Annotated in this window: 20 protein-coding genes, 2 tRNA genes and 8 pseudogenes; 8 read left to right on the top strand and 22 right to left on the bottom strand. The window is 67.5% G+C overall.

Going from position 1 to position 24,398, the window contains the following annotated elements; genetic code table 11:
* Positions 1-11: 11 nt before the first annotated feature.
* From N0A20_RS10110 to N0A20_RS10170, 13 genes and pseudogenes are all read right to left on the bottom strand, one after another.
* Positions 12-542 (bottom strand): AHH domain-containing protein, encoded by a 531-nt coding sequence (locus N0A20_RS10110; protein ID WP_260580306.1) that lies wholly within the window; start codon positions 540-542, stop codon positions 12-14.
* Positions 542-1,330 (bottom strand): hypothetical protein, encoded by a 789-nt coding sequence (locus N0A20_RS10115; RefSeq protein WP_260580307.1) that lies wholly within the window; start codon positions 1,328-1,330, stop codon positions 542-544. Before N0A20_RS10115 ends, N0A20_RS10110 begins: the two co-directional genes overlap by 1 nt.
* Positions 1,331-1,424: 94 nt before the next feature.
* Positions 1,425-3,384, bottom strand: a pseudogene (locus tag N0A20_RS10120) (potassium transporter Kup).
* The gene (locus N0A20_RS10125) at positions 3,381-4,100 is read right to left on the bottom strand and encodes a tetratricopeptide repeat protein (protein ID WP_260580310.1); all 720 of its coding nucleotides are present in this window, start codon (positions 4,098-4,100) and stop codon (positions 3,381-3,383) included. Before N0A20_RS10125 ends, N0A20_RS10120 begins: the two are co-directional and overlap by 4 nt.
* A pseudogene (locus tag N0A20_RS10130) lies at positions 4,097-4,531 on the bottom strand (cytochrome c-type biogenesis protein). The gene N0A20_RS10125 and the pseudogene N0A20_RS10130 overlap by 4 nt, the downstream one beginning before the upstream one ends.
* Positions 4,528-5,019 (bottom strand): DsbE family thiol:disulfide interchange protein, encoded by a 492-nt coding sequence (locus N0A20_RS10135; protein WP_260583890.1) that lies wholly within the window; start codon positions 5,017-5,019, stop codon positions 4,528-4,530. The pseudogene N0A20_RS10130 and the gene N0A20_RS10135 overlap by 4 nt, the downstream one beginning before the upstream one ends.
* Positions 5,020-5,165: 146 nt before the next feature.
* On the bottom strand, positions 5,166-7,127 hold the full coding sequence (locus tag N0A20_RS10140; RefSeq protein ID WP_260580312.1) for a heme lyase CcmF/NrfE family subunit: 1,962 nt from the start codon (positions 7,125-7,127) through the stop codon (positions 5,166-5,168).
* Between the two features lie 127 nt (positions 7,128-7,254).
* Positions 7,255-7,695 (bottom strand): cytochrome c maturation protein CcmE, encoded by a 441-nt coding sequence (gene ccmE, locus N0A20_RS10145; protein WP_260580313.1) that lies wholly within the window; start codon positions 7,693-7,695, stop codon positions 7,255-7,257.
* A complete protein-coding gene (locus N0A20_RS10150) occupies positions 7,692-7,847 on the bottom strand; it encodes a hypothetical protein (RefSeq protein WP_260580315.1) in 156 nt (51 codons plus the stop codon). The genes ccmE and N0A20_RS10150 overlap by 4 nt, the downstream gene beginning before the upstream one ends.
* Before the next feature lie 21 nt (positions 7,848-7,868).
* Positions 7,869-8,600: a heme ABC transporter permease CcmC gene (gene ccmC, locus N0A20_RS10155; protein WP_260580316.1), complete on the bottom strand. Its 732-nt coding sequence runs from the start codon at positions 8,598-8,600 to the stop codon at positions 7,869-7,871.
* A 329-nt stretch (positions 8,601-8,929) separates the two neighbouring features.
* Complete coding sequence (locus N0A20_RS10160; RefSeq protein WP_260580318.1) at positions 8,930-9,283, bottom strand: YbaN family protein; 354 nt, start codon at positions 9,281-9,283, stop codon at positions 8,930-8,932.
* 142 nt (positions 9,284-9,425) lie between these two features.
* The gene (locus tag N0A20_RS10165; protein ID WP_260580320.1) at positions 9,426-10,475 is read right to left on the bottom strand and encodes a Glu/Leu/Phe/Val dehydrogenase; all 1,050 of its coding nucleotides are present in this window, start codon (positions 10,473-10,475) and stop codon (positions 9,426-9,428) included.
* A 99-nt stretch (positions 10,476-10,574) separates the two neighbouring features.
* Positions 10,575-10,651, bottom strand: a tRNA-His gene (locus N0A20_RS10170).
* A 104-nt stretch (positions 10,652-10,755) separates the two neighbouring features.
* On the opposite strand from N0A20_RS10170, the gene N0A20_RS10175 reads away from it, so the two are divergent.
* Positions 10,756-11,433, top strand: a complete 678-nt coding sequence (locus N0A20_RS10175) for a prolyl hydroxylase family protein (RefSeq protein ID WP_260580321.1) — start codon at positions 10,756-10,758, stop codon at positions 11,431-11,433.
* 132 nt (positions 11,434-11,565) lie between these two features.
* Here N0A20_RS10175 and N0A20_RS10180 read toward each other — a convergent pair whose 3' ends face one another.
* On the bottom strand, positions 11,566-12,315 hold the full coding sequence (locus N0A20_RS10180) for an SIMPL domain-containing protein (RefSeq protein WP_260580322.1): 750 nt from the start codon (positions 12,313-12,315) through the stop codon (positions 11,566-11,568).
* Positions 12,316-12,448: 133 nt separating this feature from the next.
* Here N0A20_RS10180 and N0A20_RS10185 point away from each other — a divergent pair, with 133 nt between their 5' ends.
* Positions 12,449-14,227, top strand: coding sequence for an ABC-F family ATP-binding cassette domain-containing protein (locus tag N0A20_RS10185; protein WP_260580323.1), 1,779 nt, complete (start codon positions 12,449-12,451; stop codon positions 14,225-14,227).
* 229 nt (positions 14,228-14,456) lie between these two features.
* Here the strand turns inward: N0A20_RS10185 and N0A20_RS10190 are convergent.
* A pseudogene (locus N0A20_RS10190) lies at positions 14,457-14,865 on the bottom strand (DUF6456 domain-containing protein).
* A gap of 172 nt (positions 14,866-15,037) precedes the next feature.
* Between N0A20_RS10190 and N0A20_RS10195 the strand changes: the two are divergent.
* Positions 15,038-15,600 (top strand): annotated as a pseudogene (locus N0A20_RS10195) (helix-turn-helix domain-containing protein).
* Between the two features lie 112 nt (positions 15,601-15,712).
* Complete coding sequence (locus N0A20_RS10200; protein WP_260580324.1) at positions 15,713-16,879, top strand: glycosyltransferase; 1,167 nt, start codon at positions 15,713-15,715, stop codon at positions 16,877-16,879.
* Between the two features lie 45 nt (positions 16,880-16,924).
* Here N0A20_RS10200 and secF read toward each other — a convergent pair.
* From secF to yajC, 3 genes and pseudogenes are all read right to left on the bottom strand, one after another.
* A pseudogene (gene secF, locus N0A20_RS10205) lies at positions 16,925-17,906 on the bottom strand (protein translocase subunit SecF).
* A gap of 12 nt (positions 17,907-17,918) precedes the next feature.
* Positions 17,919-19,531 (bottom strand): annotated as a pseudogene (gene secD, locus N0A20_RS10210) (protein translocase subunit SecD).
* 51 nt (positions 19,532-19,582) lie between these two features.
* Positions 19,583-19,849 carry a preprotein translocase subunit YajC gene (gene yajC / locus N0A20_RS10215; protein WP_409574788.1) on the bottom strand — a complete coding sequence of 89 codons (267 nt, stop codon included), beginning with the start codon at positions 19,847-19,849 and terminating at the stop codon, positions 19,583-19,585.
* Between the two features lie 333 nt (positions 19,850-20,182).
* On the opposite strand from yajC, the gene N0A20_RS10220 reads away from it, so the two are divergent.
* Positions 20,183-20,259 (top strand) — tRNA-Pro (locus tag N0A20_RS10220).
* A 48-nt stretch (positions 20,260-20,307) separates the two neighbouring features.
* A complete protein-coding gene (locus N0A20_RS10225; protein ID WP_260580327.1) occupies positions 20,308-21,051 on the top strand; it encodes a sulfite exporter TauE/SafE family protein in 744 nt (247 codons plus the stop codon).
* A 113-nt stretch (positions 21,052-21,164) separates the two neighbouring features.
* On the opposite strand, the pseudogene N0A20_RS20725 reads toward N0A20_RS10225, so the two are convergent.
* The 3 genes and pseudogenes from N0A20_RS20725 to N0A20_RS10230 all read right to left on the bottom strand — a co-directional run.
* Positions 21,165-21,413: pseudogene (locus N0A20_RS20725) on the bottom strand (EF-hand domain-containing protein); the annotation flags it as partial.
* A gap of 99 nt (positions 21,414-21,512) precedes the next feature.
* Positions 21,513-21,812 carry a zinc-binding dehydrogenase gene (locus N0A20_RS20120; protein ID WP_312846646.1) on the bottom strand — a complete coding sequence of 100 codons (300 nt, stop codon included), beginning with the start codon at positions 21,810-21,812 and terminating at the stop codon, positions 21,513-21,515.
* A pseudogene (locus N0A20_RS10230) lies at positions 21,752-22,492 on the bottom strand (NADPH:quinone oxidoreductase family protein); the annotation flags it as partial. The pseudogene N0A20_RS10230 and the gene N0A20_RS20120, both read right to left, overlap by 61 nt.
* A gap of 71 nt (positions 22,493-22,563) precedes the next feature.
* Between N0A20_RS10230 and N0A20_RS10235 the strand changes: the two are divergent.
* Together N0A20_RS10235 and N0A20_RS10240 are read left to right on the top strand one after the other, a co-directional pair.
* A complete protein-coding gene (locus tag N0A20_RS10235) occupies positions 22,564-23,139 on the top strand; it encodes a glycoside hydrolase family 108 protein (protein ID WP_260580329.1) in 576 nt (191 codons plus the stop codon).
* 53 nt (positions 23,140-23,192) lie between these two features.
* A complete protein-coding gene (locus tag N0A20_RS10240; protein ID WP_260580330.1) occupies positions 23,193-23,606 on the top strand; it encodes a holin family protein in 414 nt (137 codons plus the stop codon).
* A 304-nt stretch (positions 23,607-23,910) separates the two neighbouring features.
* Here the strand turns inward: N0A20_RS10240 and N0A20_RS10245 are convergent, their stop codons facing one another.
* Positions 23,911-24,387 carry an SRPBCC domain-containing protein gene (locus N0A20_RS10245; protein ID WP_260580331.1) on the bottom strand — a complete coding sequence of 159 codons (477 nt, stop codon included), beginning with the start codon at positions 24,385-24,387 and terminating at the stop codon, positions 23,911-23,913.
* Positions 24,388-24,398: the final 11 nt, after the last annotated feature.

Raw genomic sequence — 24,398 nt, forward strand, 5'->3', positions numbered from 1 at the left:
GGCCTGATCTATTACACCGTCCCCTCCCGCCCGAAACCTGGCGCGGGCTCTCCAAACAGCCGCTCGATCGCCCCGTCCAGATAGGGCCGGTCCGCGAACAGGCGCATCGGATCGCGCCGGTTGAGCCGGAAGGTCAGGCCGTGCCGGTCGGTCAGCGCGCGGCGCAGGGTGGTCTGCAGCAACCGCAGGCGCATCGCCGCGACCCGGTGCGCTCCGCGCGGATCGCGCGACGCCTGTAGCGCGTGATGCGCGCGGATCTGCTCGACCCGCGCCGCGATGACATCGCTATACGCCTGGTGCGGCCCGCGATGCAGCGCGTGCCCCGACAGCCAGGCCAGCCGTTCGTTGCCGGGCAGCACCAGCCCGTTGAGATCGAAGCGATGCAGCGCAAAGCCTTCGTCGCCAAGACGATCGAACATCGCCGCCATCTGCGGCCGCTTCAGCAAGGCGATGGGGATCAGGTGGTGCCGCTGATACCCCGCCTCCGCCGGAGCAGCGCCCAGCCAGCGGCAGCGCGGGACGGCCGGTTTGTCCCGCCGCATCAGCGGTCGTGGCTGAATTCGACCAGCACCGTCGCCGGCCCTCCGTCCGGTCGCGCGCGCGGCGTCAACCCGACCCATTCGCCGCTGGCCAGTCCCGGCGTCCGCTGCGCCCGCTCGACCGGTCCGTTGAGCATCATGTCGAGCGCGAGCCGCGCGAGCCGCTTGACCATCGCCGCCATGTCCCATCCGGGCGGCACCGGAGCCTCCAGTTCCTGCCCGCAAAGGGTGGCGAGCCCGCGCGTCGCGACCGTCTCGCCCGCCGCCCCATCGCGGCGGCGAAAGGCCACCAGATGCAGCACCGGTGGCATGCCGCTCGTCTGCATCTCGGCGATAGCGCTGCGGAACTGGCCGGCATCGGTCCAAAGCCGCGCGGGAGACCAGAAGAGTTGCCGCGCCCCGAAGAGGTCGATCAACAGCACCAGCATCCGGTAGAATTGGTCGAAGGACGGCCGCTCCGCTCCCGGATCGACCTCGGGAGTAAAAAACCAGCAGTTGCCGCGCCAATCGCTGGGCAGGGAGACGCCGAGCAAGCTTGTCGCCCGGTCGTCCGGGTCGGCGATTCCTTTCCTCAGCGGCCCGGCACGACCGGCAAGGACCCGCAGATTACCGAAGCACAGGCGGAACATCGCGGCTTCGGCGCCGGTCGACGCCACGGCTTCGGGCCGAAGCCCCATATGGCGCAGCGCGGTTTCCGGCGCGTCGGATGATGCCGACAGCAATCCCGACCCTGCCAGCAGGACGAACGGAGCCTCCGGCGGGGTCACGGCGTCGCGGCTACCGGCATCCATGCGTTCAGTCCCGCTTCCATTGGCTAGAGCATCGCAAGACCCCGCCGCGAGCGCAAGCCGCTCTGCCCGCGATGCCTCCGAAACGGATGCACCGTCAGATCGCGACCTGGCTGCCCAGTTCGACCACGCGGTTGGTCGGCAGGCGGAAATATTCCATCGCGCTTTCCGAATTGCGCAGCATCCACGCGAACAATTTCTCCCGCCAGATCGGCATGCCCGGCTTGGCCGCGGCGATCAAAGTCTGGCGCGACAGGAAAAAGCTGGTCTCGAGCATCTTGAAGGCGCCGCCGCAGCCTGTGACGCGGTGCAGCGCCGCCGGCACGTCGACCGGCTGCATGAAGCCGTAATTCAGGATCAGGCGATGGAACCCCTGCCCCAGATCGTTGAGCTGACAGAATTTCGCCTCATCGACAAAGGGCACGTCGGCGACCTTGATCGTCAGCAGGATGATCCGTTCGTGCAGCACCTTGTTGTGCTTCAGATTGTGGAGCAGCGCGTGCGGCACGCCGTCGGCGGTCGAGGTCATGAACACCGCGGTCCCCGGCACGCGGGTCGCGCTGGTCGCCGCCGATTTGACGAAGATCGGGATCGGCATCGCGCCTTCGGCCATTTCCTGCTGCATCAGCTTGCGCCCGCGCGACCAGGTGGTCAGCATCGTGAAGATCGTCAGGCCGATCGCCAGCGGCACCCAGCCGCCATCGGGCACCTTGATCAGATTGGCGCCGAAATAGGCGATGTCGACGATGAAGAACACGGCAAGGACCGGCAACGCCTTCCACGCCGGCCATCTCCACAGCGCGAACAGCACCACGCTCATCAGGCAGGTGTCGATGAACATCGCGCCGGTCACCGCGATGCCATAGGCTGCTGCGAGATTACTCGACGAGCCGAAGCCGAGGACGAGGATGATCACCATCACCATCAGGCCCCAGTTGACGAGCGGTATGTAGATTTGCCCGGCCGCCGACGCGCTGGTGTGGTCGACACGCAGGCGCGGCATGAAACCGAGCTGGATCGCCTGCTGGGTCAGCGAAAAGGCGCCGGTGATCACCGCCTGGCTGGCGATGATCGTCGCCAGGATCGTCAGCAGCACGACCGGGATGCGCCAATCGTCGGGCACCATCAGGAAGAAGGGATCCTGCAGCAATTCGCTTGCGGGACGCACCTGCTCCGCCAGCACCATCGCGCCCTGGCCCATATAGTTCAGCATCAGCGCCGGCATGACGAAGAACATCCAGCTCAGCCCGATCGGCGTGCGGCCGAAATGCCCCATGTCGGTATAGAGCGCCTCGGCCCCCGTCACCGCGAGCACCACGGCCCCCAGCGCGATAAAGGCCGTAAAGCCGTCGCTGTAGAAAAAGCGCAGCGCGTTGATCGGGTTCAGCGTCTCGACGATGATCTGCGGATGATCGACGATATGCAGGACGCCAAGCATCGCAAGCACCGCGAAATACAGCAGCATGACCGGCCCGAAAAGCGCCCCTACCTTGGCCGTCCCGCGCGACTGGATCGCGAACAGGCCGATCAGGATGGCAAGCGCGATGGGCACGATATAGGGCTGGAATCCGGTATTGACGTATCCCAGCCCCTCGGTGGCCGACAGCACCGACATGGCAGGCGTGATCATGCTGTCGCCATAGAAGAGCGCCGTCGCGAATACGCCCAGCAGCACGAGCGGCCAGCTCCAGCGCTTGCCTTCCGACGAGCGGCTGATCAGCGCCAGCAACGCCATGCTGCCGCCCTCGCCCTTGTTGTCGGCCTTGGTGATCGTCATCACATATTTGAAGGTCACCACCAGCATCATCGACCAGAAGACGAGGCTCAGCACGCCATAGATGTGCAGGCTGTCGGTCTCGATGCCGTAATGGCCGGAAAAGGTTTCGCGGAAGGCGTATAGCGGGCTGGTTCCGATATCGCCGAACACGACGCCGATCGCGCCGACGGCGAGCTTCAGCTCGGCCATCGCCATGATGGCCATGGCCATGCGCGGTCTCTGCGGCGCTTGCGGCGGCCCCTTCGGTATCGTCCGCCGCCATTGGCGACTCAACAGTCATCGCGCGCCTTTAGACCAGCCGCAGGAAAAGGGAAGTGTCACCGTGCGCCGGGGGTTTCGGGGGCGGTTTCGGGCGAAGAATCGGCTAGGCGGCAGGGCCGGCCCCAGCGCCTGCCGCAGCTCGGCGAGCCGCGCCTCGAGGTCGGGCCGCCACGGCGCGTCGGCCGGGCTGCGTTCGAGCAACTGTCCCCACACCGCCTCGGCGCCTTTCAGGTCGCCGCCCTGCGCGAGCGCCAACCCCGCGAAGAAGGGCGGCGCGGGATGCGACGGATCGCGCTTCGCCGCCTCTTCGAACGCCAGCGCCGCGGCGGGCGACATCGTACCGCCGCCATGCGCGACGAGCGCATTGCCCAGCCCGACCCACAGATCGACATTGTCGGGATATTTTTCGAGCCCCTTCTCGAGCGTCTGCGCCGCGAGCCCATATTTCTTCGAGCGGGCAAATCCGTCGGAGATTCCCAGCCACGGCGCCGCCGGGCCGAAACGATCGGTCATACCCTGCCGCCGGTCGGTGATTACCTCGCCGAAGCCCTCGGGCTCGGCCGGGGCCGCGACCGGCTTGCCCGGCAGCGACGGCTTCCCCTGCAGCGCATAGCCGGCAAGGCCCAGCATTACCGCCGCCGCGGCCAGCGGCCGCGCGCCGCCGGGCAGCTTGCCGAGAAACATGATGCCGCCGACGGTCAGCGCCGCTGCGAGCATGATCAGGATCCAGATCATGCCTCGCCCCCGCTGTCGCCGCCGCCGCGCCGGAAGCGCCCGAAGGCGAGCCAGCCGCCGAGCGCGAGGAACAGCAAGGGGCCGATCCACAGAAACGCCGTCGCCGTGTCGAACGGAGGGTCGTAGCTCACCCAATTGCCATAGCGCGCGATCAGCCAGTCGCGGATCGCATCGGGGCTCTCGCCCGCCGCGATCTTGGTCCGCACCTCGTTGCGCATGTCGCTAGGCCAGCGGCGCGTCGCTGTCGGCGATCGACTGGCCCTGGCAGACCAGGCAGCGCAGCGTTTCCATCAGCGCCTTCGCCTTCGCCTCCTTGGCCGGATCGGCGAGCTGCTGATAGGCATAGGGCAGCCGAGCGGCAGGCGATCCTGCGCGATGGCCGGCGCGGCCGCGATCGCCAGCCATGCGATCAGGGCGGTGCCCCGCCTCATTTCATCGCCTCCAGCCTGGCGATGATTTCGGGGACCTGCTCCTGCAGGATCACGCCCTGGATCTGCTCGCGGATGATCCCCTTGCCGTCGATCAGGAAGGTTTCGGGCACGCCGGACGATCCCAGCGCGATCTGCACGCTGCTCTGCACGTCGGACCCGATGCGGTCGAACGGATTGCCGACCTCGTTCAGGAATTGCGCGACATCGTCGGGCCGGTCGCGGATCGCGATGCCGTCGATCGGGATTCCCGCCGCCTTCAGCGCCTCGAGCTGCGGCGCCTCGGCGCGGCACGGGATGCACCAGCTTGCGAAGACGTTGACCAGCCGCGGCCTGCCGTCGGCGAGCTGGCTGCTCTTCAGCCCCTCGACCCCCGCGGTCGCGGGGGGCAGGTCGAACAGCGGCATCGGCTTGTTGATCCATTGCGACTGGATCAGCGTCTCGCCCGGCACCGTCAGCCGGTAGACGAAGGCACCGAACAGCAGCCCCATGATCGCCAGCGGCGCAAAAAGCACGAGATTGCCCTTCGCCGGTCCGCCGTCGCGGCGCGATTGCACGCGATAGGCGAGGTATCCGACGACGCAGACCGACAACAGGAACAGCGCCAGCTTGACGAAGAACATGATCTCGCGATCCGTCATTTCCAGCGATCCCGATCCTTGCGCGCCCTGCGCGCCCGCCACAAGGTGAGCAACTGCGCCCGCCCGAGCATCGACAGCGCCGCGCCGAGCGCGATCAGCGCGCCGCCCAGCCATATCCACCACACCAGCGGCTTCCACCACAGGCGGAGCTGATAGCGGTCCGCGCCATCGGCCCCGGCCACCGGCTGCCCCAGCACGACATAGAGCTGCCCGCCCGGCCGCGTCAGCAGCGCCGCCTCGTTGGTCTCGGTCGGCGCGGTGCCCATCAAGCCGGGGAACATCCGCGATTCGGGCTTCAGCACGTGCGAGGCGCCGCCCGATGTCGCGATCAGCGTGCCTTCGATCGCGGTATAGTTCGGCCCCGCCACCGGCCGCACGCCCTTGAACAATACCTCATAGCCGGCGACCTTGATCGTGTCGCCGGGCGCCGCCGCGACCAGCCGTTCCTTGATGAAGGCGCTCTCCGCCCCCATGCCCGCCAGCGCCACCGCGACCCCGAAATGCGCGATCACCATGCCCCAGGTCGGCAGCGGCGTGCGGCGCAGATTGCGGCCCCACAGCGGCGCGAGGCTCGCCACCGCGACGACGCCCGCCACCGTCATGCCGAGCAGCGGCAATATCCCGATCCTGCCTCCGAAAATGACGAGCAGCACCAGCACCAGCGCCCCCGCGAACACCGCCATCGGCAACCGTGCCCACAGTTTCTGGCCGTCGTCCTTGCGCCAGGCCAGCAGCGGCCCCGCGACCATGACGAGGCACAGGATCAGCGCCAGCGGCCCCGCGACCTTGTTGTAATAGGGCGGGCCGACCGAAATCTTCTCGCCCAGCGCCTCGGCGACGATCGGATAGAGGGTGCCGAGCAGCACCAGCGCGAGGATCGTCGTCAAGAGCAGGTTGTTGATGACCAGCGATCCCTCGCGGCTCAGCAGCGCGAACTTCTTGCCCTCGGCGACCGTCCCCGCGCGCAGCGCGAACAAAGTCAGCGCGCCGCCGATATAGATCGCCATCAGCGCGAGCAGGAAGGTGCCGCGCTCGGGATCGACCGCGAAGCTATGGACGCTGGTCAGGAGGCCCGACCGCACGATGAAGGTGCCGACCATCGACATCGAGAAACCGATCACCGCCAGCATTACCGTCCAGGCGCGCAGCGCGTTGCGCGTCGCCGTCACCGCGACCGAATGGAGCAACGCCGCGCCCGCGAGCCAGGGGATCAGCGAGACATTCTCGACCGGATCCCAGAACCACCAGCCGCCCCAGCCCAGTTCATAATAGGCCCAGTAGCTGCCCGCGGTGATGCCGAGCGTCAGGAAGATCCAGCTCCCCAGCACCCACGGCCGCATCGCGCGGGCGAAGGCGGGTCCGATCTCGCGCGTGATCAGCGCGCCGACCGCGAAGCTGAACGCCACCGACAGCCCGACATAACCGACGTAGAGCGTCGGCGGGTGAAAGGCGAGGCCGGGGTCCTGGAGCAGCGGATTGAGACCCTGCCCGTCGGGCGGCGCCACCGGCAGGCGCTTGAACGGGTTCGACGAAAAGATCAGGAAGGCGAAGAAACCGAGGCTCAGCGCCGCCTGCGCCGCGAGCGTCGCGATCAGCGTATCCTCGCGCAACCTTTTCTCGAAGATCGCGACCAGCGCCCCTGAAATGCCCAGGATCGTCAGCCACAGCAGCATCGACCCTTCATGATTGCCCCATGCCCCCGCGACCTTGAACAGCATCGGTTTCAAACTGTTGCTGTTGCGCGCGACCAGCTCGACCGACATGTCCGACCGCACGAACAGCGCGATCAGCAGGGCAAAGGCGAGTGCGGTCAGCACCCCCTGCGCCACGCTCGTCGGCCGCACCAGCGCCGCCAGATCCTTCTGCCCGCCGCGCAGATAGATCGTGCCCGCGACCAGCGACAGGCACGCGAGCGCCGCCGCGATCCAGAGCAGCGCGAGGCCGAGTTCGGCGATCATCCGATCGTCGCCCTGATTTCGAACGCCGCCCCCGCGCAGGCGGGGGCCGCATCCGGTTTACGCGGCGGCGCAGGAACAGGCCGACAGCGGCCCCCGCCTGCGCGGGGGCGACGGGAATGAAGCAGGCTCATCCCTGCGGCGCCGCCTTGGCCAGGCCCTTGGGCATCTCGCCCATCTGCGGCGGCATGTACCGCTCGTCGTGCTTCGCCAATATGCGGTCCGCGACGAAGGTCCCGTCGGCGCGCATCCGCCCGTCGGCGACCATGCCGCTTTCCTCGGCGAACAGGTCGGGGACGATGCCGGTGAACTGCACCGGCACCGACGCCTTGCCGTCGGTTGCGACGAAACGGATCGTCACCCCGTCGGCCTGCCGTTCGATGCTCCCCGCCGCGACCATGCCGCCCAGCCGCATCGGCTCGCCGACGACCGCCTTGCCCGCCCTGATCTCCTGCGGGGTGCGGAAATAGGCGGCCTCGTCGCGCAGCGCGCTCGCGCCGAGCACCCCCGCCCCCGCGACACCGGCAAGCGCGACCAGCGCCAGGATCAGTCTTTGATGCTTCGCCTTCATTTGCGATTCCTGCGCAGCGCGTCGCTGCGCTTTTCGGCCTTGGTCATCGCGCGCCAGCTCGTCCACAGCACCGCGCCGGTCAAGAACATGGTCAGCCCATAGGCGGCGGCCACATAGGCCCATTGCCCGCTCCCGCTGATCACCCCGGTCATGCGTCAATGCCCCCGGCCATATCAATTCTCGTCGTCGGCGAGCCGCCGCAGCCGCGCCGCGACGCGGTTGTCGGCGATGATCCGCCGCATCCGCATCAGCACGATGGCGCCGAATAGCAAGGAAAAACCCAGCAAGGTCAAGCCCAGCGGCCACAGCAGCGCGCCGTCGATGCTCGACCCGCGCACGGTGATGCTCGGCCCCTGGTGCAGGCTGTTCCACCACACGACGCTGCGGTTGATGATCGGGATGTTGATCGCGCCGACCAGCGCATAGACGGCGGCGCCGCGCGACAGCGTCCCGCCCTGTTTCTGCCCCTCGTCGCCGCCCGTCAGCGCGATGAAGCCCGCATAGAGAAAGAGCAGGACGAGCATCGAGGTCATCCGCCCGTCCCATTCCCACCAGGTCCCCCAGGTCGGCTTGCCCCAGATCGACCCGGTGGCAAGACAGAGCGCGGTAAACAGCATCCCCGGCACCGCGATGGCGCGCGCGGCGATTCCCGCCAGCGGATGCCGCCAGACGAGTTGCACGAGTCCCGCGACCGCCAGGCTCGTCCAGCCGCCCATGCCCAGCCACGCCGACGGCACATGAACGTAGAGGATGCGCGCGGTTTCGCCCTGCTTGTAATCGCCCGGCACCAGTGCCAGCCCCGCCCACGCCCCGCCGAGCAGCAGCAACAGCCCGACGCCGAGCAGCCACGGCGTCAGCGGCTTCGCGATCGCGAGGAAGCGGGTCGGATTGGCGTAAGCGTGCATCGGTTCGCGTCGTCTTTAGGTGAGGCCGATTTATCGGTCCAGTGAATTGCCTGGCGCGACCCGGCGGCGCCTCTGTCGCGCGTGCCGCGGACGAGGTCAAGTCCGGGGCTTGCGGGACCGGCGCGGCGGGTTGCGGACGTTGGCGGACAGTGCAGGGATGATCTGATCTCCCCTCCCGCAGGCGGGAGGGGCAGCGAGACTTACGAACTTGTTCGTTAGTCGCAGCGGGGTGGGCCATCGCACCGTCGATGCCCACCCCCAGCCCCTCCCGCCTGCGGGAGGGGAGATCGACATCCGCTCCGCACCCCAAACTCGCCCTCCCCGCCCCCTCACCCTTCCGGCCGCGTCCAGATCCAACTCCCCGTCACCCCCGCCGCGATCACCGGCGCCATGACCCACGGCCATGGCGAAAAGATCGCCGCCAGCACGATGCTCACCGCGAATGCCACCGTCGCCGCGATCTTGCCCTTGCGGCTGATCGCACCCTTCTCGCGCCAGGCGACGATGTGATGGCCAAAGGTCGGATGGTTCAGCAGCCACGCCTCGAGCCGCGGCGACGAGCGCGCGAAGCAGAAGGCGGCGAGGATCACGAACGGCACCGTCGGCAGCAACGGCAGAAACGCCCCGATCGCGCCGAGCGCGAGCGACAGCCAGCCGCAGACGAGGTAGAAATGCCGCTTCATTGCTCGAGGGCTTAGCGGAAATCGGAACCCGCGCCAGCCTTCTTCCCCGTTCCCCGGCGAAAGCCGGGGCCCAGAATGCCTAACGCCAGCTTCGCGCTCGTCCGCGCTGGACCCCGGCTTTCGCCGGGGAACAGCAACAGCATCATCCCCGCCCGATCAGCTTCTGCGCCATCCGGTCCGCGACCACCGACGCCGGTGTCCCGCTCGCCTTGCTCTCGGCCCAGATGTCGGCCAGCCGGCCGGGGATCTGGCGGATGCGGCTCTCGACCTCCTCGCGGCTCCCCTGCCCCAGATATTCGAGCGCGACGTTGATGATGCCGCCCGCGTTGATCACATAATCGGGGGCATAGACGATACCGCGGTCGTGGATGCGCTGGCCGTCGGCCGTGGTCGCAAGCTGGTTGTTCGCGCCGCCCGCGACGATCGGCACGTTGAGCTTTTCGATGCTCTGCTCGGTCAGGATCGCGCCCAGCGCATTGGGGCTCAGGACATCGGCCTCGATCTCCATGATCGCCGCCGAATCGGCGAGCTCGGCGCCGAGTTCGTCGGCGAGCGCCTTCGCGCGCGCCAGATTGACGTCGGCCAGCGTCAGCTTCGCGCCGTCGGCCGCCAGCCGCCGCGCGACCCCGCCGCCGACGCTGCCCACGCCCTGGATCGCAACGCGCACGCCCCTGGCGCTGTCCGCGCCCAGTCCCTGCTTGATCGCGGCGCGAATACCCAGATAGACGCCGAGCGCGGTCAGCGGGCCGGGGTCACCACCCGCCTCGCCGCTCGCCACCGGCAGGCCGCTGACGTGCTTGGTATGCTGCGAGATCGCGACCATGTCGGCGTCGGACATGCCGACATCCTCGGCGGTGACATAGGCACCGCCCAGCGATTCGACCGCACGGCCGAACGCTGCGAGCAAGTCCGGCGTCTTCTCCACCCCCTCGTCGGCCAGGATCACGCCCTTGCCGCCGCCCATCGGCAGGCCCGCCATGGCATTCTTGTAGCTCATCCCGCGCGACAGGCGCAGCGCGTCGGTGATCGCGGCCTTGCGCTGCGGATAATGCCAGTAACGCACCCCGCCCGCGCCGGGGCCGAGGTGGGTCGAGTGGACGGCGATGACCGCGGTCAGCCCGCTGTCGCGATCACGGAACATATGGACATGCTCATGATCGTCGAAATCGGCGAAATCCCAGACAGCAGACATGCGCGACTCCCTCGCGTTAGAAAATTACGTCAAGACGTAATAATCCGACAGGCGCTGGGTGTCACCCCAAATCCCGCATAGGCGCAACGATCAAGAAAATGGGGCGACCAACGGGGCTCGAACCCGTGACCTCCGGTACCACAAACCGGCGCTCTGACCAACTGAGCTATGATCGCCACACGCCGCGCGCAAAGCCGCTGCGACAGCGCGCGGCGATAGGCGCGGCAGGGCCCGTTCGTCAAGCATTGTTCGTGTCGTACATGCCCCCTAAAAGCGCGGCATGAGCGACAAGATCGTGGACATGGCGACTTCGGGCGCCGACCGCACCGCCGAACGGCTCGCCGCCGTGCCCGGCGTCCGCCGCGCGCCGACCGCGAAGCTGCAGCAATTCATGCTGCCCGGCTTTCTCGATCCCGAAACCTGCGCCGCGCTGATCGAGCGGATCGACCGCGACGTCCGCCCCTCGACGATCGCCGACCCCAATGGCGACGACAGCTTTCGCACGAGCACGACCTGCGACCTCGACCACCGCGATCCCGTCGTCCGCGCGGTAAACGACCGGCTTCACGCGCTCACCGGCATCCCGACCGAATATGGCGAGCCGCTGCAGGGCCAGCGCTACGACGTCGGGCAGGAATTCAAGGCGCACACCGATTTCTTCGACCCGCGCGGCGCCGACTGGGACACCTATTGCGCCATCCCCGGCCAGCGCAGCTGGACATTGATGGTCTATCTGAACGAACCGCCCGCGGGCGGCGCGACGCGCTTCCTCGCCACCGGCAAGATGCACCAGCCCGAGGAGGGCAAATTGCTCGCCTGGAACAATGTCCGCCCCGACGGCACCACCAACGACGACACGCTCCACCACGGGATGAAGGTGCGCAAGGGACGCAAGTACATCATCACCAAATGGTTCCGTGAGCGGCCCTGGCCGTGGGCGGAGGGGGAGCTGGACTAAACGCCACCCTCAAAAACCCGTTCGTGTCGAGCGTAGTCGAGACACTTATTTGACGCGCTTGCCTTCGTGGTGTCTCGACTTCGCTCGACACGAACGGAAGTCGGGGGCGGTTCATACCGCCCCCCGATCCGCCTACCTCACCAGCCGATATTGAAAGCTCAGCGTCAGCGTGTTCGACACCTGCCCCGGCTCGACCGGCGTCGCCTTGCCCGCCGCTTCCATCGCCTGCAGGCGCACCATCGGGACCGGCGGCATCGGCCCGCCGAAGCTGCCCTCGCTGATCGACACCAGTTCGGCGCCGCGATAGCCCGCAAGCCGCGCATAGTCGGCCGCCTTCGCCTCGGCCTCCTTGATCGCCGCGCCGCGCGCGCCCACGAGCTGCGCGTCGGCATCCTTCACCCCGAACCACGGTCCGTCGATATTGGTCCCGCCCGCCGCGACCAGCGCGTCGAGCAGCGCGCCGATTTCGTCGATCTTCGACGTCGTGGCGCGGACCGTGTTCGATACCTGATAACCGACGAAGCGCGGGGACTGGCCGTTGCCGCTATTGTTGTAGTCGTATTGCGGCGACAGGCTGATACCGCTCGTCTGGATATCCTCGGCCTTGATCCCGCGCGCCTTGGCGGCGGCGATCAGCTTGTCCATCGCGGCCGCATTGAGGCGCATCGCCTCGACCGCTGTCGGCGCGGTGGTCTGCACGCCCGCGCCGACCGTCGCCTGGTCGGGGCGCGAGCGCACCTCCTGGTTGACGCTGAAGCTCAGGATCGGTCCCTGCACATTCGCTGTCGTCACCGTCGTGCCTCCCTGCTGCTGTGCAAGCGCGGGCGTGGCCGCCATCAGCGCGAGTCCACTGGCCATAGCGGTGAGCATATGCTTCGTCATTGTTTTCTCCTGTGGCCGGAAGCCCGGCCGTGATGAATTCCCGCCCCCTAACGCAGACGGGGCCGGTGCGTTCCGGCCTTTGCGGCGACGGCGCTTGCATGACGCTGAACAGGCCAGTAGCGAGCCGTTCATCATGGCAGCCCCGATCTTATCTTATGAAGGCCTCGGCCTGGTCCAGGGCAGCGGCTGGCTGTTCCGGGACCTCGACATCTATGTCGGCGAGCGCGACCGGCTCGCGCTGATCGGCCGCAACGGCGCGGGCAAGACGACCCTGCTCAAATTGCTCGTCGGCCGGATCGAGCCCGACAAGGGCAAGCGCGTGATCGTTCCCGGCACCCAGGTCGTGATGCTCGAACAGGAACCCGATTTCCGGCCTTTCGCGACGCTGATGGACTTCGCGGTCGCGGGAACCGACGCCCCGCCCGAGCATGAGGTCGCGGCGATCGCCGACCAGCTCGGCATCGACATGAACCGCACCGCCGCCAGCGCCTCGGGCGGCGAGCGCCGCCGTGCCGCGCTCGCCCGTGCCTTGGCGCAGAACCCCGACGTGCTGCTGCTCGACGAGCCGACCAACCATCTCGACCTCGCGGCGATCGACTGGCTCGAAAGCTGGCTCGCGCGCTACACCGGCGCCTTCGTCGTCATCAGCCACGACCGCACCTTCCTCACCCGCCTCACCCGCCAGACCCTGTGGCTCGACCGCGGCAGCATCCGCCGCAAGGAAATCGGTTTCGGCGGGTTCGAGGAATGGACCGAGGCCGTCTTTGCGGAGGAAGCCCGCGCCGCGCAGAAACTCGATTCGAAACTGCGGCTCGAGGCGCACTGGCTCGAACGCGGCGTCACCGCGCGGCGTAAGCGCAACCAGGGACGGCTCGAAAAATTGAAGGAAATGCGTGCGACCCGCGCCGCGATGATCGGCGGCCCCGGCGTCGCGAAACTCGGGCTCGCGAACGACGATGTCCGCTCGAAATCGGTGATCGTCGCGGAGAATATCTCGAAGAGCTTCGGCGACCGTACGATCATCAGGAATTTCGATTTCCGCGTCCAGCGCGGCGACCGCATCGGCATCGTCGGCGCCAATGGCGCGGGCAAGTCGACCCTGCTCAAGCTGCTCACCGGCGAGATCGCCCCCGACAGCGGCAGCGTCACCCTCGCCCCGACGCTCGATGGCATCGTCATCGACCAGCAGCGCAGCCTGCTGTCGCCCGAAAAGCGCGTCCGCGACATCCTCGCCGACGGCGGCGACTGGGTGGAGGTGCGCGGGGTCAAGAAGCATATTCAGGGCTATCTGAAGGAATTTCTCTTCGACCCCGGCGTCGTCGAGGCGAGCGTCGGCGCGCTGTCGGGCGGCGAGCGCTCGCGCCTGCTGCTGGCGCGCGAATTCGCCCGCGAATCGAACCTGCTCGTCCTCGACGAGCCGACCAACGACCTCGACCTCGAAACGCTCGATCTGCTCCAGGAGGTCATCGCCGACTATGCCGGCACGGTCCTGCTGGTCAGCCACGACCGCGATTTCCTCGACCGCACCGTGACCGTGACGCTCGGCCTCGACGGATCGGGCAAGGTCGACATCGTCGCGGGGGGGTATGCGGACTGGGAAGCCAAGCGCGCGAAGCCGAACGCCGCCAAGGCCAAGTCGGCTTCGACCGAAGCCGCTCCGCCCCCTCCGCAGGCACGCAAGAAGCTGAGCTACAAGGACCAGCGCGACTACGATCTGCTCCCGGCGCAGATCGAGGCGATCGAGACGGAGATGGCGGACATCGAGGCCGAGCTTTCCGACGGCAATCTCTTCACGCGCGACCATGCGCGCTTCGCCGCGCTGACGGGCAAGCTCGAGGCGCTGCGCGAAGAGAAGGCGGCGGCGGAGGATCGCTGGCTCGAGTTGGCGGAGGCTGTTGAGGCGTTGGGATAAGCTGCATCACTGTGCCAGCCGATAGATGTCGGCTTTGGGGGGTGGGAAGCGGACATTTGAGGAATGAACTGGATTCCCCTCCCGCAAGCGGGAGGGGCAGCGAGACTTGGGCGCTTGCGCCCTAGTCGCAGCGGGGTGGGCTATTTCGACGTCGCTGCCCACCCCCAACCCCTCCCGCCTGCGGGAGGGGAGACAAACGTCCGCTATCGCCCGAAACCGGCCGCCCCCCTCACCCCGTCCCATAAAACCGCGCCAGCCGATCCAGCGCCAGGCCCAGCACCAGCTTCCCCGACCGCGCCTAGCCAGCCCAGCCCTTTCTCCGCGCAACCGATCCCCTCGCCCGCACAGATCACCCGCCAGCAGATGTCCGCCAGCCCCGGTCCCGCCGCGTCGAGCGCCGCATGAAAGCGCCGGTGCGCGTCGATCCGTGCCAGCGACGCATCCGCCGCCCTTGCTCCGCCAAGCGACTTCGCCGGCGCCGCGGCATCCCAGCGCATCGTCACCCGCGCCGCCAGCCCCGCGCGCTCATAATCGGCGCGCAGCCGTTCACCGGCGGCCAGTTGCGCCGCGCTCAGATGCCCGCGCGCCGCAAGCCAGGCGATCGGGCTTTCAGCGACATTGACCGTTACGTGCCGCATTACCTGCGGTCCCGCCTTGTCCGGATCGAGCCGGTCGTCCGGGTGAAGCTGTGTTTCGAGCCGGCGTGCCGTCATGCGATTCTCCCTGCCAAAAGCCTTGCTTGACAATGGAATGTTTTTTAGGAAAGAAGAAACCGATTTGGTTATTGCACAAATTGACGATGAGGTCGCCATGATCAACAGCATCCGCGCCGTCCGCCGCGCCAAGGGACTGACGCTCGAAGAGGTCGGGCAGCGCTGCGACCCGCCGACCACCGCACAGACCATCGGCCGCCTCGAAACCGGAACCCGCACGCTGTCGCTCGGCTGGATGAACCGCATCGCGAGGGCGCTCGGCGTGGAGGCATCCGAACTCGTTCAACTCCCGCACGATACCCAGCTCACGATCACCGCGCTGCTCGGCCCCGAAGGCGCCATCGCCCCGACGCGCGTCGAACAGGCGCTCACCGCCCGCCCGAGCGAGGATATGGTCGCGGTCCGCGTCTCGGCCTCGATCGGCGACTATCGCGCCGGCGACGAAATCTGGTGCCGCAAGCTTGAAGGCGACTGGGTCGGCGCGCTCAACCGCGACCTGCTCGTCCCTCGTCCCGCTCGGCCGCTTCTTTTTCGCGCGCCTGCTCAACGTCGACGGCGAAAAGCTCCACCTGCTCCCGCTCGGCGCCGAGCCAGCGGCAGCAGGTCGTCAGCAACCCGCCCTGGGCCGCGGTAGCCGTGCGGCTGATCCGCAGCCTATAGGAAAATCCCGCTCGCCATGAGCTTGTCGAAGGGCCGTCCTTTTTCTTCTTCGGCGTTACAAAGGAAGAACGGTGCTTCGACAAGCTCAGCACAGACGGACGATAGAGCGGACATGACCCCGCTCCGCGTCCTCAGCATCGCTACCCTTTTTCCCGACGCCGCGCGCCCGAACTTCGGGCTCTTCGTCGAAAGCAGCCTCCGCGCCCTCGCATCCCAGCCCGGTATCGACCTGACCGTCGTCGCGCCGGTCGGTCTGCCTCCCTTCCCGCTGTCGCTCCACCCGCGTTACCGGGCGTTACGCGCCCTCCCTCTGCGCGAGGATTGGAACGGCCTCGCCGTCCACCGCCCGCGCTTCGCCCTGCTCCCGAAGATCGGATCGCGCTTCAACCCGGCGAAGATCGCTCGCGCGGTCCTCCGCGCCATCGGCGACCGCCGGTTCGATGTCGTCGATGCCCAATTCTTCTACCCCGACGGCCCGGCGGCAATGCGTGTTGCGAAAAAACTCGGTCTGCCCTTCTCTGCCAAGGCGCGCGGCGCCGATATCAGCCATTTCGGCCACGACCCTGCCACCGCCCCGCAACTGCTCGAAGCCGCGCGCAAGGCCGCGGGCCTGCTCGCCGTCTCCGGCGCGATGCGCCGCGACATGGCCGCGATCGGCATCGACGCGGGCAAGGTCGCGGTCCACTATACCGGCATCGACACCGCACGCTTCACCCCCGGCGACCGCACCGCCGCGCGGACCGCGCTCGGCATGGGCGGCGCCCCCGCGATCCTGACCGTCGGCGCCTTGATCCCGCGCAAGGGTCAGGCGCTCGTGATCGAAGCGCTTCCCGCGCTTCCCGGCGTCCATTACTGGCTCGCGGGCGCGGGCGAAGACCAGGCCCGCTACCGCGCCCTTTCGGAAAAACTCGGTGTCGAAACCCGCGTCCACTTCCTCGGCCCCGTCGCCAACGCCGGGCTGCCGCAGCTTTACCGCGCCGCCGATATCGTCGTCATGCCTTCCGCCAGCGAAGGGCTCGCCAATGCCTGGGTCGAGGCGCTCGCGTGCGGCACCCCGATCGTCATCAGCAGCGCCGGCGGTGCCGCCGAACTCGTGACCTCGCCCGTCGCCGGCCGCATCGTCGAGCGCACTCCGGCGGCCATCGCCGACGCCGTACAGGCGCTCCTTGCCGCCCCGCCCGCACCCGCCGAGGTCGCGGCCACGCTCGCCGGCCGTTTCGGCTGGGACCGCAACGGCCGCGAACTCGCCGCGCATCTGCGCCGCTGCGCACAAAAATAAGGGGGGCCGAAGCCCCCCTCCGATCCCCTGTCCGGACGCCCGCGATCAGACGACCGCACCGTCGTCCTTGCGTTCGACGCGCTCGGCGCCGCCGACGCCCGACGTCGTACGCGGCACGAAGCTGTCGGGTCCGACCTTCAGCCACACCAGCACCGGCGTCGACATCAGCACCGACGAATAGCCGCCGATGAACACGCCGAACAGCATTGCGGCGGTGAAGCCGAAGATGACATCCGGCCCGAAGATCAGCAGCACGCCGAGCGCGAGCAGCATCGCGAGCGTGGTCATCACCGTCCGCGACAGCGTCTCGTTGATGCTGAGGTTGAGGAGCGGGATGATCTCCATCTTCCGGTATTTCTTCAGATTTTCGCGGATGCGGTCATAAACGACGATCGTGTCGTTGAGCGAATAGCCGACGATGGTGAGCAGCGCCGCGACGCTGTTCAAATCGAACTGCATCTGCGTCACCGCGAACAGGCCGAAGGTCAGCGACACCTCGTGGAACAGGCGCCCCAGCGCGCCGACGCCGAACTGCCATTCGAAGCGGACCCAGATGTAGATCGAAATGCCCAATATCGCGAGCGCCAGGCTGATCGCGCCGGTGCGCAGCAATTCGCCCGACACCTTGCCCGACACGGTTTCGACCGTCCCGGTCCTGGCCGTCGGAAAGGCCTTGGCGATCCCCGCGACAAGCTGTTCGCCCGCGCGGTCGGCGGTCGCCTTGCCGCCCTCGGGCAGCGCGGTGCGGATCGACACCGCCTTGTCGGACCCGAATTGCTGGATCGTCGCTTCGCCGAGCCCGATGTCCGCGACCTTCTCGCGAGATCTCGTCGATCGGCGGCATTTCCTGGGTGAATTCGACCCGCACCGACTGGCCGCCGACAAAATCGACACCAAGGTTGAGCCCCTTGTAGGCCACGAGCGCGATCGACACCGCCACGAGGAAAAAGCTCATGAAGGATGCGACCTTCCGCCAGCGCAGAAAGTCGATGTTCGTGTTGTCGGGTACGAATTTCAGCAAGCGCATCCTGTCGCTCCCTTAAATATTGATCGACGTCGGACGCGCGGTCCGCAGCCAGTGCGCCACGAACATGCGCGTCACGGTGACGGCGGTGAAAACGCTGGTGACGATGCCGATCGTCAGCACGACCGCAAAGCCCTTGATCGGTCCGGTGCCGAACCAGAACATCAGCGCCGCGGCGATGACATTGGTGACGTTGGCGTCGAAAATCGCGCGGCTCGCTTCGCTATAGCCCAGCTCGACCGCCTGGAATACGCGCCTGCCGCGTTTCAATTCCTCGCGTATTCGCTCGTTGATCAGCACGTTGGCGTCGACGGCGGCGCCGATCGTCAGCACGAAGCCGGCGATGCCCGGCAGGGTCAGCGTCGCGTTGAATGCCGCCATGATCGCGATGATCAGGAACACGTTGAACGCCAGCGCGATATTCGCATAGACGCCGAAGCGGCCATAGACGACGAGCATCAGAGCCAGCACCGACGCGGTGGCGATGATCCCGGCGATCACGCCCTTGCGGATCGAATCGGCGCCGAGTTCGGGGGTGACGGTGCGTTCCTCGACGACGTCCATCTTCACCGGCAGCGAACCCGAACGCAGCGCGATCGCCAGTGCGTTGGCGGTCTGGACCGTGAAATTACCCGAAATCTGGGCGCTGCCGCCCAGGATCGGCTCGTTGATCGACGGGGCCGACAGCACCTTGCCGTCGAGCACCATCGCGAAACGCTTGCCGACATTCTGGCCGGTGACGCGCGCGAAAGTGTTCGATCCCGCCGCGTCGAAACGGATGCTGACCGCGGGCAGGTTCGACTGGTTGAAATCCTGCCGCGCGTCGATCAGCTGGTCGCCGCTGATCATCACCTGGCGGCGCAGCACCTCGCCCGGCACGCCATAGCCCTCGCCTTCGGCATAGGGCACGAACTCGCTGCCGACCGGGACATTGCCCGCCAGCGCGGCATTCACGTCGCCATTGGGATCGACCATGCGGAATTCCAGCCGCGCGGTCTTGCCGATCAGTTCCTTCAGCGCCGCCGGGTCCTGCAGACCGGGGACCTGCACGACGATGCGGTCATTGCCTTCGCGGATGATCGTCGGTTCGCGCGTGCCCAGGCTGTTGACGCGCGTATCGACGATGTCGCGTGCCGCATCCATCGCGCGCGCGGTCGCCTGGTCGCGGTCGAAGCGGCGGTCAGGGTCAGGACGATGCGCGTGGTGTCGACGACATCGATGCGCCAGTCGCGCTGCCCGGTCATGCTCGCGCCCTGGGTTTCCTTGAACAGCCGGTCGCGGGCGTCGTCGAGCTGCGCCTGGTCGCGGATCAGAAAGCTGATCGTGTTGCCCGACGCCTTGAAATCGCCGATCGCGATATCGTCGTCGGGACCGCTCTCGCCCCGCATCGCGGCGCGCACGGTCTTTTCCATATTGGTCAGCTGCGTCTTGTTAAGGTCGGCAAGGTCGGCTTCGAGCAGCAAATGACTGCCGCCCGCCAGATCGAGGCCCAGATTGACCTTGATCTGCGCAAGGCCCGGCAGGCTGTCGAACGTCTTCTGCGGCAGAAAGGTGGGGATGGCAAAGAGGATACCGAGCAGCAGGATGATGCTGATGCCGATGGTTTTCCAGCGCGGGAAATCGAGCATGGTCTATGGTCCGATAACTGGGTGCGGGGCGCGCGGACGCGCGCCGCCGGATCAATCGTTGGCGGGCTTGGCGCCGGGCTGCAGCACGTCGGACAGGGTCGCCTTGACGACCTTGATCTTCACGCCCTGCGCAATTTCGACATCGGCATAATCGTCATCGACGCGGGTGACCTTGCCGACGATGCCGCCGCCCGTCACGACCTGGTCGCGCGGCTTCACCGCCGCGATCTTGGCACGATGCTCCTTCATCCGCACCTGCTGCGGACGGATCAGGAAGAACCAGAAGACGACGAAGATCAGCAGATAAGGCACCAGCATCAGGAAACCGGCGGCCCCGCCGCCCGATCCGGCCGCCTGGGTCAGAAGCAAAGACGTCGACATGGATGAAAAACTTTCCGTTATCAGCGGCGCCCTCCCCACCCGGGCTAGGCGCGCAATCAATGGCGCGGCGCCTATCACGCGGGGGCGCGGCGTGCAACCGGCGGCTGCGCGTCCCTCCCCACGGCAGGCGCGCCCGAAATGGGGTGCGCGGCGCGAAGGTCAAGGCGGGCGCGAGCGATAGCGCCCGCCCCGCCCATCGTCCCCGCTCAGGAGGGCCTTGCATCGCCCGCCAAGGCACGCTAGGGGCCTCGCCTGCCCAATCGGGCCGGTCGGGACGTAGCGCAGCCTGGTAGCGCATCACACTGGGGGTGTGGGGGTCGGAGGTTCGAATCCTCTCGTCCCGACCAATTTACCGCCGAAGCCGCGGTGGCAAGCCCGGACCGAGGCAGGAACCGATGCAGGCAAGCGTGCTGATCGTCATCGCCGCCTTCCTGACCGCGATCCTCTCGGGCATCTTCGGCATGGCGGGCGGCCTCGTCTTCATGGGCGTGCTCGCATGGATGCTCCCCGCGGCAATGGCGCTCGCGCTCCACGGCGTGGTCCAGTTCGCCTCGAACCTCTGGCGCGCGACCCTCCATCGCCGCCATGTCGCCTGGCCCGTGCTGCTGTGGTTCGGTCTCGGATCGGCGGCGGCGATCGGCCTCTTCTCGCTCATCCTTTTCCAGCCCACCCGCTTCGCGGTTTTCCTCGGCCTCGGGCTGATGCCGGTCCTGGTCTGGCTGCCCGAACGCTGGATCCGGCTCGACGCCGCCAACCGCGGCCACGCGCTCGGCGGCGGCTTCGTTTCGACCGGTCTCGCGCTGGTCTCGGGCGTCTCGGGGCCGGTCACCGACCTCCTCTTCATCCACAGCCGCCTCACCCGGCACCAGGTGGTCGCGACCAAGGCGCTGATGCAGGCGATCGGCCATGCGTCGAAGATTCTCGTCTACGGCGCCGTGCTGCTCGGCGCGGCGGGCCGCGCGGCCGTCCCGCTGCCGGTCACCGCCGCCGCGATTGCCGTGTCGATGGCCGGCATCATGGCCGGCGGGGTGATCCTCGAGAGGATCAGCGAAGCGCAGTTCCGCTTCGTCCGCCGCTGGCTCGTCACGCTGATCGGCGCGGCCTTCCTGTTCCAGGCGGCGCGCATCGCGCTGGCCTGACCCGAGTCCGGGGCGGCCAGCTTTCCGGCCGCCCCGTCCCGCTTCACTCGCCTTCGAGCCGGCGGCGCCGAAGCCCGTGCCTTGCGCATCGCTTCCATCTCGGCCTTGTCGATGAAGCCGTCGCCGTTGGTGTCGAGATGCTTGATGAAGGCCTCGACCTTTTCGGGCGAGGCCAGTGCCGGGTCGCCCTGCCGCTGCGCCCGCATTTCGGCCAGCTTGGTCACCTCGGCCTTGTCGAGCCTGCCGTCACCGTTGGTATCGATCATCGCGAACATCCGGCCGCCGTCCTGCGGGGGCTGCGCCGCCGCGGTCACCGATATGCCCAGGCCAAGTGCCGCGACCGTCATTGTCATTGTCTTCATCGTCTGTCCTTCGGTTGTGTTCGGCGAATTCGCCGGGACGCCCCGGCGCGGACATGCCAGTCCTGATGTCGCAAAACTATGCCAGGCGGACTCGGTTCGTCACGGTTTCAGCACGACCTTGCCCACCACCTCGCGCCGTTCGAGCATCGCAAAGCCCTCGCGCCAGTCGGCAAGGTCGAGCGCGGCGTGGACATGCGGGCGGATCCGCCCCTCGGCCGCCAGCGCGTCGATCGCCGCGATATTCTCGGCACCCCGCTCGGGAAACCGATGTAGCCATATTCGCCCGCCCGCACCCCAACGACCGAGAATCCCTTGATCAACGGTATGTTGACCGACAGCTCGGGAATCCGGCCCGACGCGAAGCCGATCACCAGCAGGCGCCCGCCAAAGGCGATGCACCGCGTCGATTCGTCGAACACATCCCCGCCGACGGGATCGAAGATCACGTCGGCGCCCTGTCCGCCCATCAGCGCCTTCACCTCGTCCCGAAAGCCCGGGTCGGGCGCGATCACCGCATCAGGCGCATAGAGACCCGTCAGCATCGCGCGCTTTTCGGCGCTGCTCGCCGCCGCGATCACGCGTGCGCCCAGCGCCCGCGCCAGATCGACGGTCGCCAGCCCGACGCCGCCGGCCGCGCCATGCACCAGCACCCATTCCCCCGCCTGCACCTGCCCGCGCCGGACGAGCGCTACCCAGGCGGTGAGATAGGCGACGCCATAGGCCGCGCCCTCTTCCCACGACAGGCGCTCAGGCTTCGCGCGCAGGCTCGCCGCGGGCACCACGGCATATTCGGCCATTGCGCCGAACCGGTTGCCGCCGATCACCCGGTCGCCGGGCCGCCAGCCCGACACGCCCTCGCCCAGCGCATCGACCTCGCCCGCAAACTCCAGCCCCGGCACGAACGGCAGGTCGGGCTTCAACTGATAGGCGCCGCGCGTCATCAGCAGGTCGGGGAAATTCACCGCCGCGGCGCGGATGCGCACCCGCACCTCGCCCGGCCCCGGCGCCGGAATCGCCAGATCGGTCAGCGCGCAGCCGCCATGATTCTCCGCCAGTTCGCTGACCAAAAGCGCCTTCATGGAGAAAATCCTTTCCTATTTTATTCCTATATGGTTCGTTTTAGCTGTTCAACCAACCGGAGACGCGAATCATGCCCACACCGAACAACCGATCACTCGACGCCGACACATTGATCGACGCCGTCATCGACCGCGAAGGCGGTTATGTAAACCATCCCGCCGACCGCGGCGGTCCGACCCGCTGGGGGATCACCGAAGCCGTCGCGCGCGCCGAGGGCTATGGCGGCGCGATGCGCGACCTGCCGCGCGGCGAGGCCGAAGCAATCTACCGCCGCCTCTATTGGCAGCGCCCCGCCTATGACCAGGTCGCGCGCCGCGCCCCCGCGATCGCCGCCGAATTGTTCGATACCGGCGTCAACATGGGCACCGGCACCGCGACCGGCTTTCTCCAGCGCGCGCTCAACGCGCTCAACCGCGCCGCGCGCGACTATCCCGACATCGCGGTCGACCGCGCGATCGGCCCGCGCACCCTGTCGGCGCTCGACGCCCTTCTCCGCGTTCGCGGCGCCGGCGGCGAGACGGTGCTGCTGCGCGCGATGGAGGCGCTGCAGGGCGAACGCTACATCGCGCTCGCCGAACGCCGCCCGAGCCAGGAGGCCTTTCTCTACGGCTGGCTCGCCAATCGCATCGGACAGAGCGACGCGTGAAAGCCCGTCATTGGGCTGAAATTTACTGAACTTTGACATCATGGAGCATATCAATGAGCATCATCGAAGGCCTGATCGGCCCCATCGCCAAGCTGATCGACAAGATCATCCCCGACCCCGAAGCGCGCGACCGCGCGAAACTCGAACTGCTCAAGCTGGAGGGCAGCCAGGAAATGGAGGCGATCCGGACGCAGATGACCGCGATCGTCGCCGAGGCGAACAGCGCCGACCCCTGGACCAGCCGCGCGCGGCCGAGCTTTCTCTACGTGATGTATGCGCTGCTGCTCTGGGCGATCCCGATGGGCCTGATCGCCGCCGCCCGGCCCGACATGGCCAAGGGCATCGCCGAAGGCATGAACGCCTATCTCGCCGGCATCCCGGAATCGCTCTACGCGCTCTTCGGCACCGGCTATCTGGGCTACACCGCCGCGCGGGCATGGGGGAAAGCCAAGGGGGTCGAGGCCTGACCCCAAAACGTCGCCCCCGCGCAAGCGGGGGCCGGTAGGGGGTTTGCTCGGCATCGCTGCGTAAACCGGCTGCGGCCCCCCGCCTTTGCGGGGGCGACGATCTTTGAATGTTCACGCGGAGACGCGGAGAAGAGAATATTCGCGCAGAGATCGCAGAGCACGCAGAGAAAAAAGAAAAGGCGGCAAAGCCGCCAATCCCCTTTTCCTCCGCGTCTCCGCGTGAAAAAAATCTCTGCGCTCTCTGCGCTCTCTGCGCTCTCTGCGCTCTCTGCGCTCTCTGCGCGAATCCAGCTCGAAACCGGCGTCAGTCTTCCACCACCGCCGCCAAATTCGCGAGCGACGACTGCAACCCCGCCACATGATCCTTCGCCGAAATCCCCGGCGGCACCTGATGCGCGTCGACCGTCACCAGCGTCCCCCCGCGCTGCCGCGACAGATACCAGTGCATCGCCATCGTTCCCGAAAAGCGCGGATCGTCGGAAACGAATTCGACCTCCCAGACGACCAACCGTCCATCGTCGAGCACCGGAATATCAACCTCGACGATGTCGCTGTCGTCGTCGCTCTTGGTCTCGACATCGGCATCATCGAAGGTCAGCCGCAGGCGGAACCCGCCACCCGCGCACAGATCGGCATGCTCGAACACGCCGGTCGCGCCCTCGGGCGGCAGCCAGCGCGCCAGCTTGTCGGCGCTGGCAAAGGCCGCGAACACGTCGACGAGCGGCGCCGCGATCAGCCGTTCGGCATGATCGGTGCGCCGCGTCTTCTTCGTCGGTTTCAAATCGGCCGGTT

This window comes from Sphingopyxis sp. PET50, assembly GCF_025244705.1.
Lineage (GTDB): Bacteria > Pseudomonadota > Alphaproteobacteria > Sphingomonadales > Sphingomonadaceae > Sphingopyxis.

What these genes read in the sequence shown, in the direction of transcription:
- N0A20_RS10110 (WP_260580306.1), bottom strand. Translation starts at nt 542, where the DNA reads ATGCGGCGGGACAAACCGGCCGTCCCGCGCTGCCGCTGGCTGGGCGCT.
- N0A20_RS10115 (WP_260580307.1), bottom strand. Translation starts at nt 1,330, where the DNA reads ATGGATGCCGGTAGCCGCGACGCCGTGACCCCGCCGGAGGCTCCGTTC.
- N0A20_RS10125 (WP_260580310.1), bottom strand. Translation starts at nt 4,100, where the DNA reads ATGATCTGGATCCTGATCATGCTCGCAGCGGCGCTGACCGTCGGCGGC.
- N0A20_RS10135 (WP_260583890.1), bottom strand. Translation starts at nt 5,019, where the DNA reads ATGGGGCTGCTGTTCGGTGCCTTCGTCTACCGGCTGACGGTGCCGGGC.
- N0A20_RS10140 (WP_260580312.1), bottom strand. Translation starts at nt 7,127, where the DNA reads ATGATCGCCGAACTCGGCCTCGCGCTGCTCTGGATCGCGGCGGCGCTC.
- ccmE (WP_260580313.1), bottom strand. Translation starts at nt 7,695, where the DNA reads ATGAAGGCGAAGCATCAAAGACTGATCCTGGCGCTGGTCGCGCTTGCC.
- N0A20_RS10150 (WP_260580315.1), bottom strand. Translation starts at nt 7,847, where the DNA reads ATGACCGGGGTGATCAGCGGGAGCGGGCAATGGGCCTATGTGGCCGCC.
- ccmC (WP_260580316.1), bottom strand. Translation starts at nt 8,600, where the DNA reads ATGCACGCTTACGCCAATCCGACCCGCTTCCTCGCGATCGCGAAGCCG.
- N0A20_RS10160 (WP_260580318.1), bottom strand. Translation starts at nt 9,283, where the DNA reads ATGAAGCGGCATTTCTACCTCGTCTGCGGCTGGCTGTCGCTCGCGCTC.
- N0A20_RS10165 (WP_260580320.1), bottom strand. Translation starts at nt 10,475, where the DNA reads ATGTCTGCTGTCTGGGATTTCGCCGATTTCGACGATCATGAGCATGTC.
- N0A20_RS10175 (WP_260580321.1), top strand. Translation starts at nt 10,756, where the DNA reads ATGAGCGACAAGATCGTGGACATGGCGACTTCGGGCGCCGACCGCACC.
- N0A20_RS10180 (WP_260580322.1), bottom strand. Translation starts at nt 12,315, where the DNA reads ATGACGAAGCATATGCTCACCGCTATGGCCAGTGGACTCGCGCTGATG.
- N0A20_RS10185 (WP_260580323.1), top strand. Translation starts at nt 12,449, where the DNA reads ATGGCAGCCCCGATCTTATCTTATGAAGGCCTCGGCCTGGTCCAGGGC.
- N0A20_RS10200 (WP_260580324.1), top strand. Translation starts at nt 15,713, where the DNA reads ATGACCCCGCTCCGCGTCCTCAGCATCGCTACCCTTTTTCCCGACGCC.
- yajC (WP_409574788.1), bottom strand. Translation starts at nt 19,849, where the DNA reads ATGCTGGTGCCTTATCTGCTGATCTTCGTCGTCTTCTGGTTCTTCCTG.
- N0A20_RS10225 (WP_260580327.1), top strand. Translation starts at nt 20,308, where the DNA reads ATGCAGGCAAGCGTGCTGATCGTCATCGCCGCCTTCCTGACCGCGATC.
- N0A20_RS10235 (WP_260580329.1), top strand. Translation starts at nt 22,564, where the DNA reads ATGCCCACACCGAACAACCGATCACTCGACGCCGACACATTGATCGAC.
- N0A20_RS10240 (WP_260580330.1), top strand. Translation starts at nt 23,193, where the DNA reads ATGAGCATCATCGAAGGCCTGATCGGCCCCATCGCCAAGCTGATCGAC.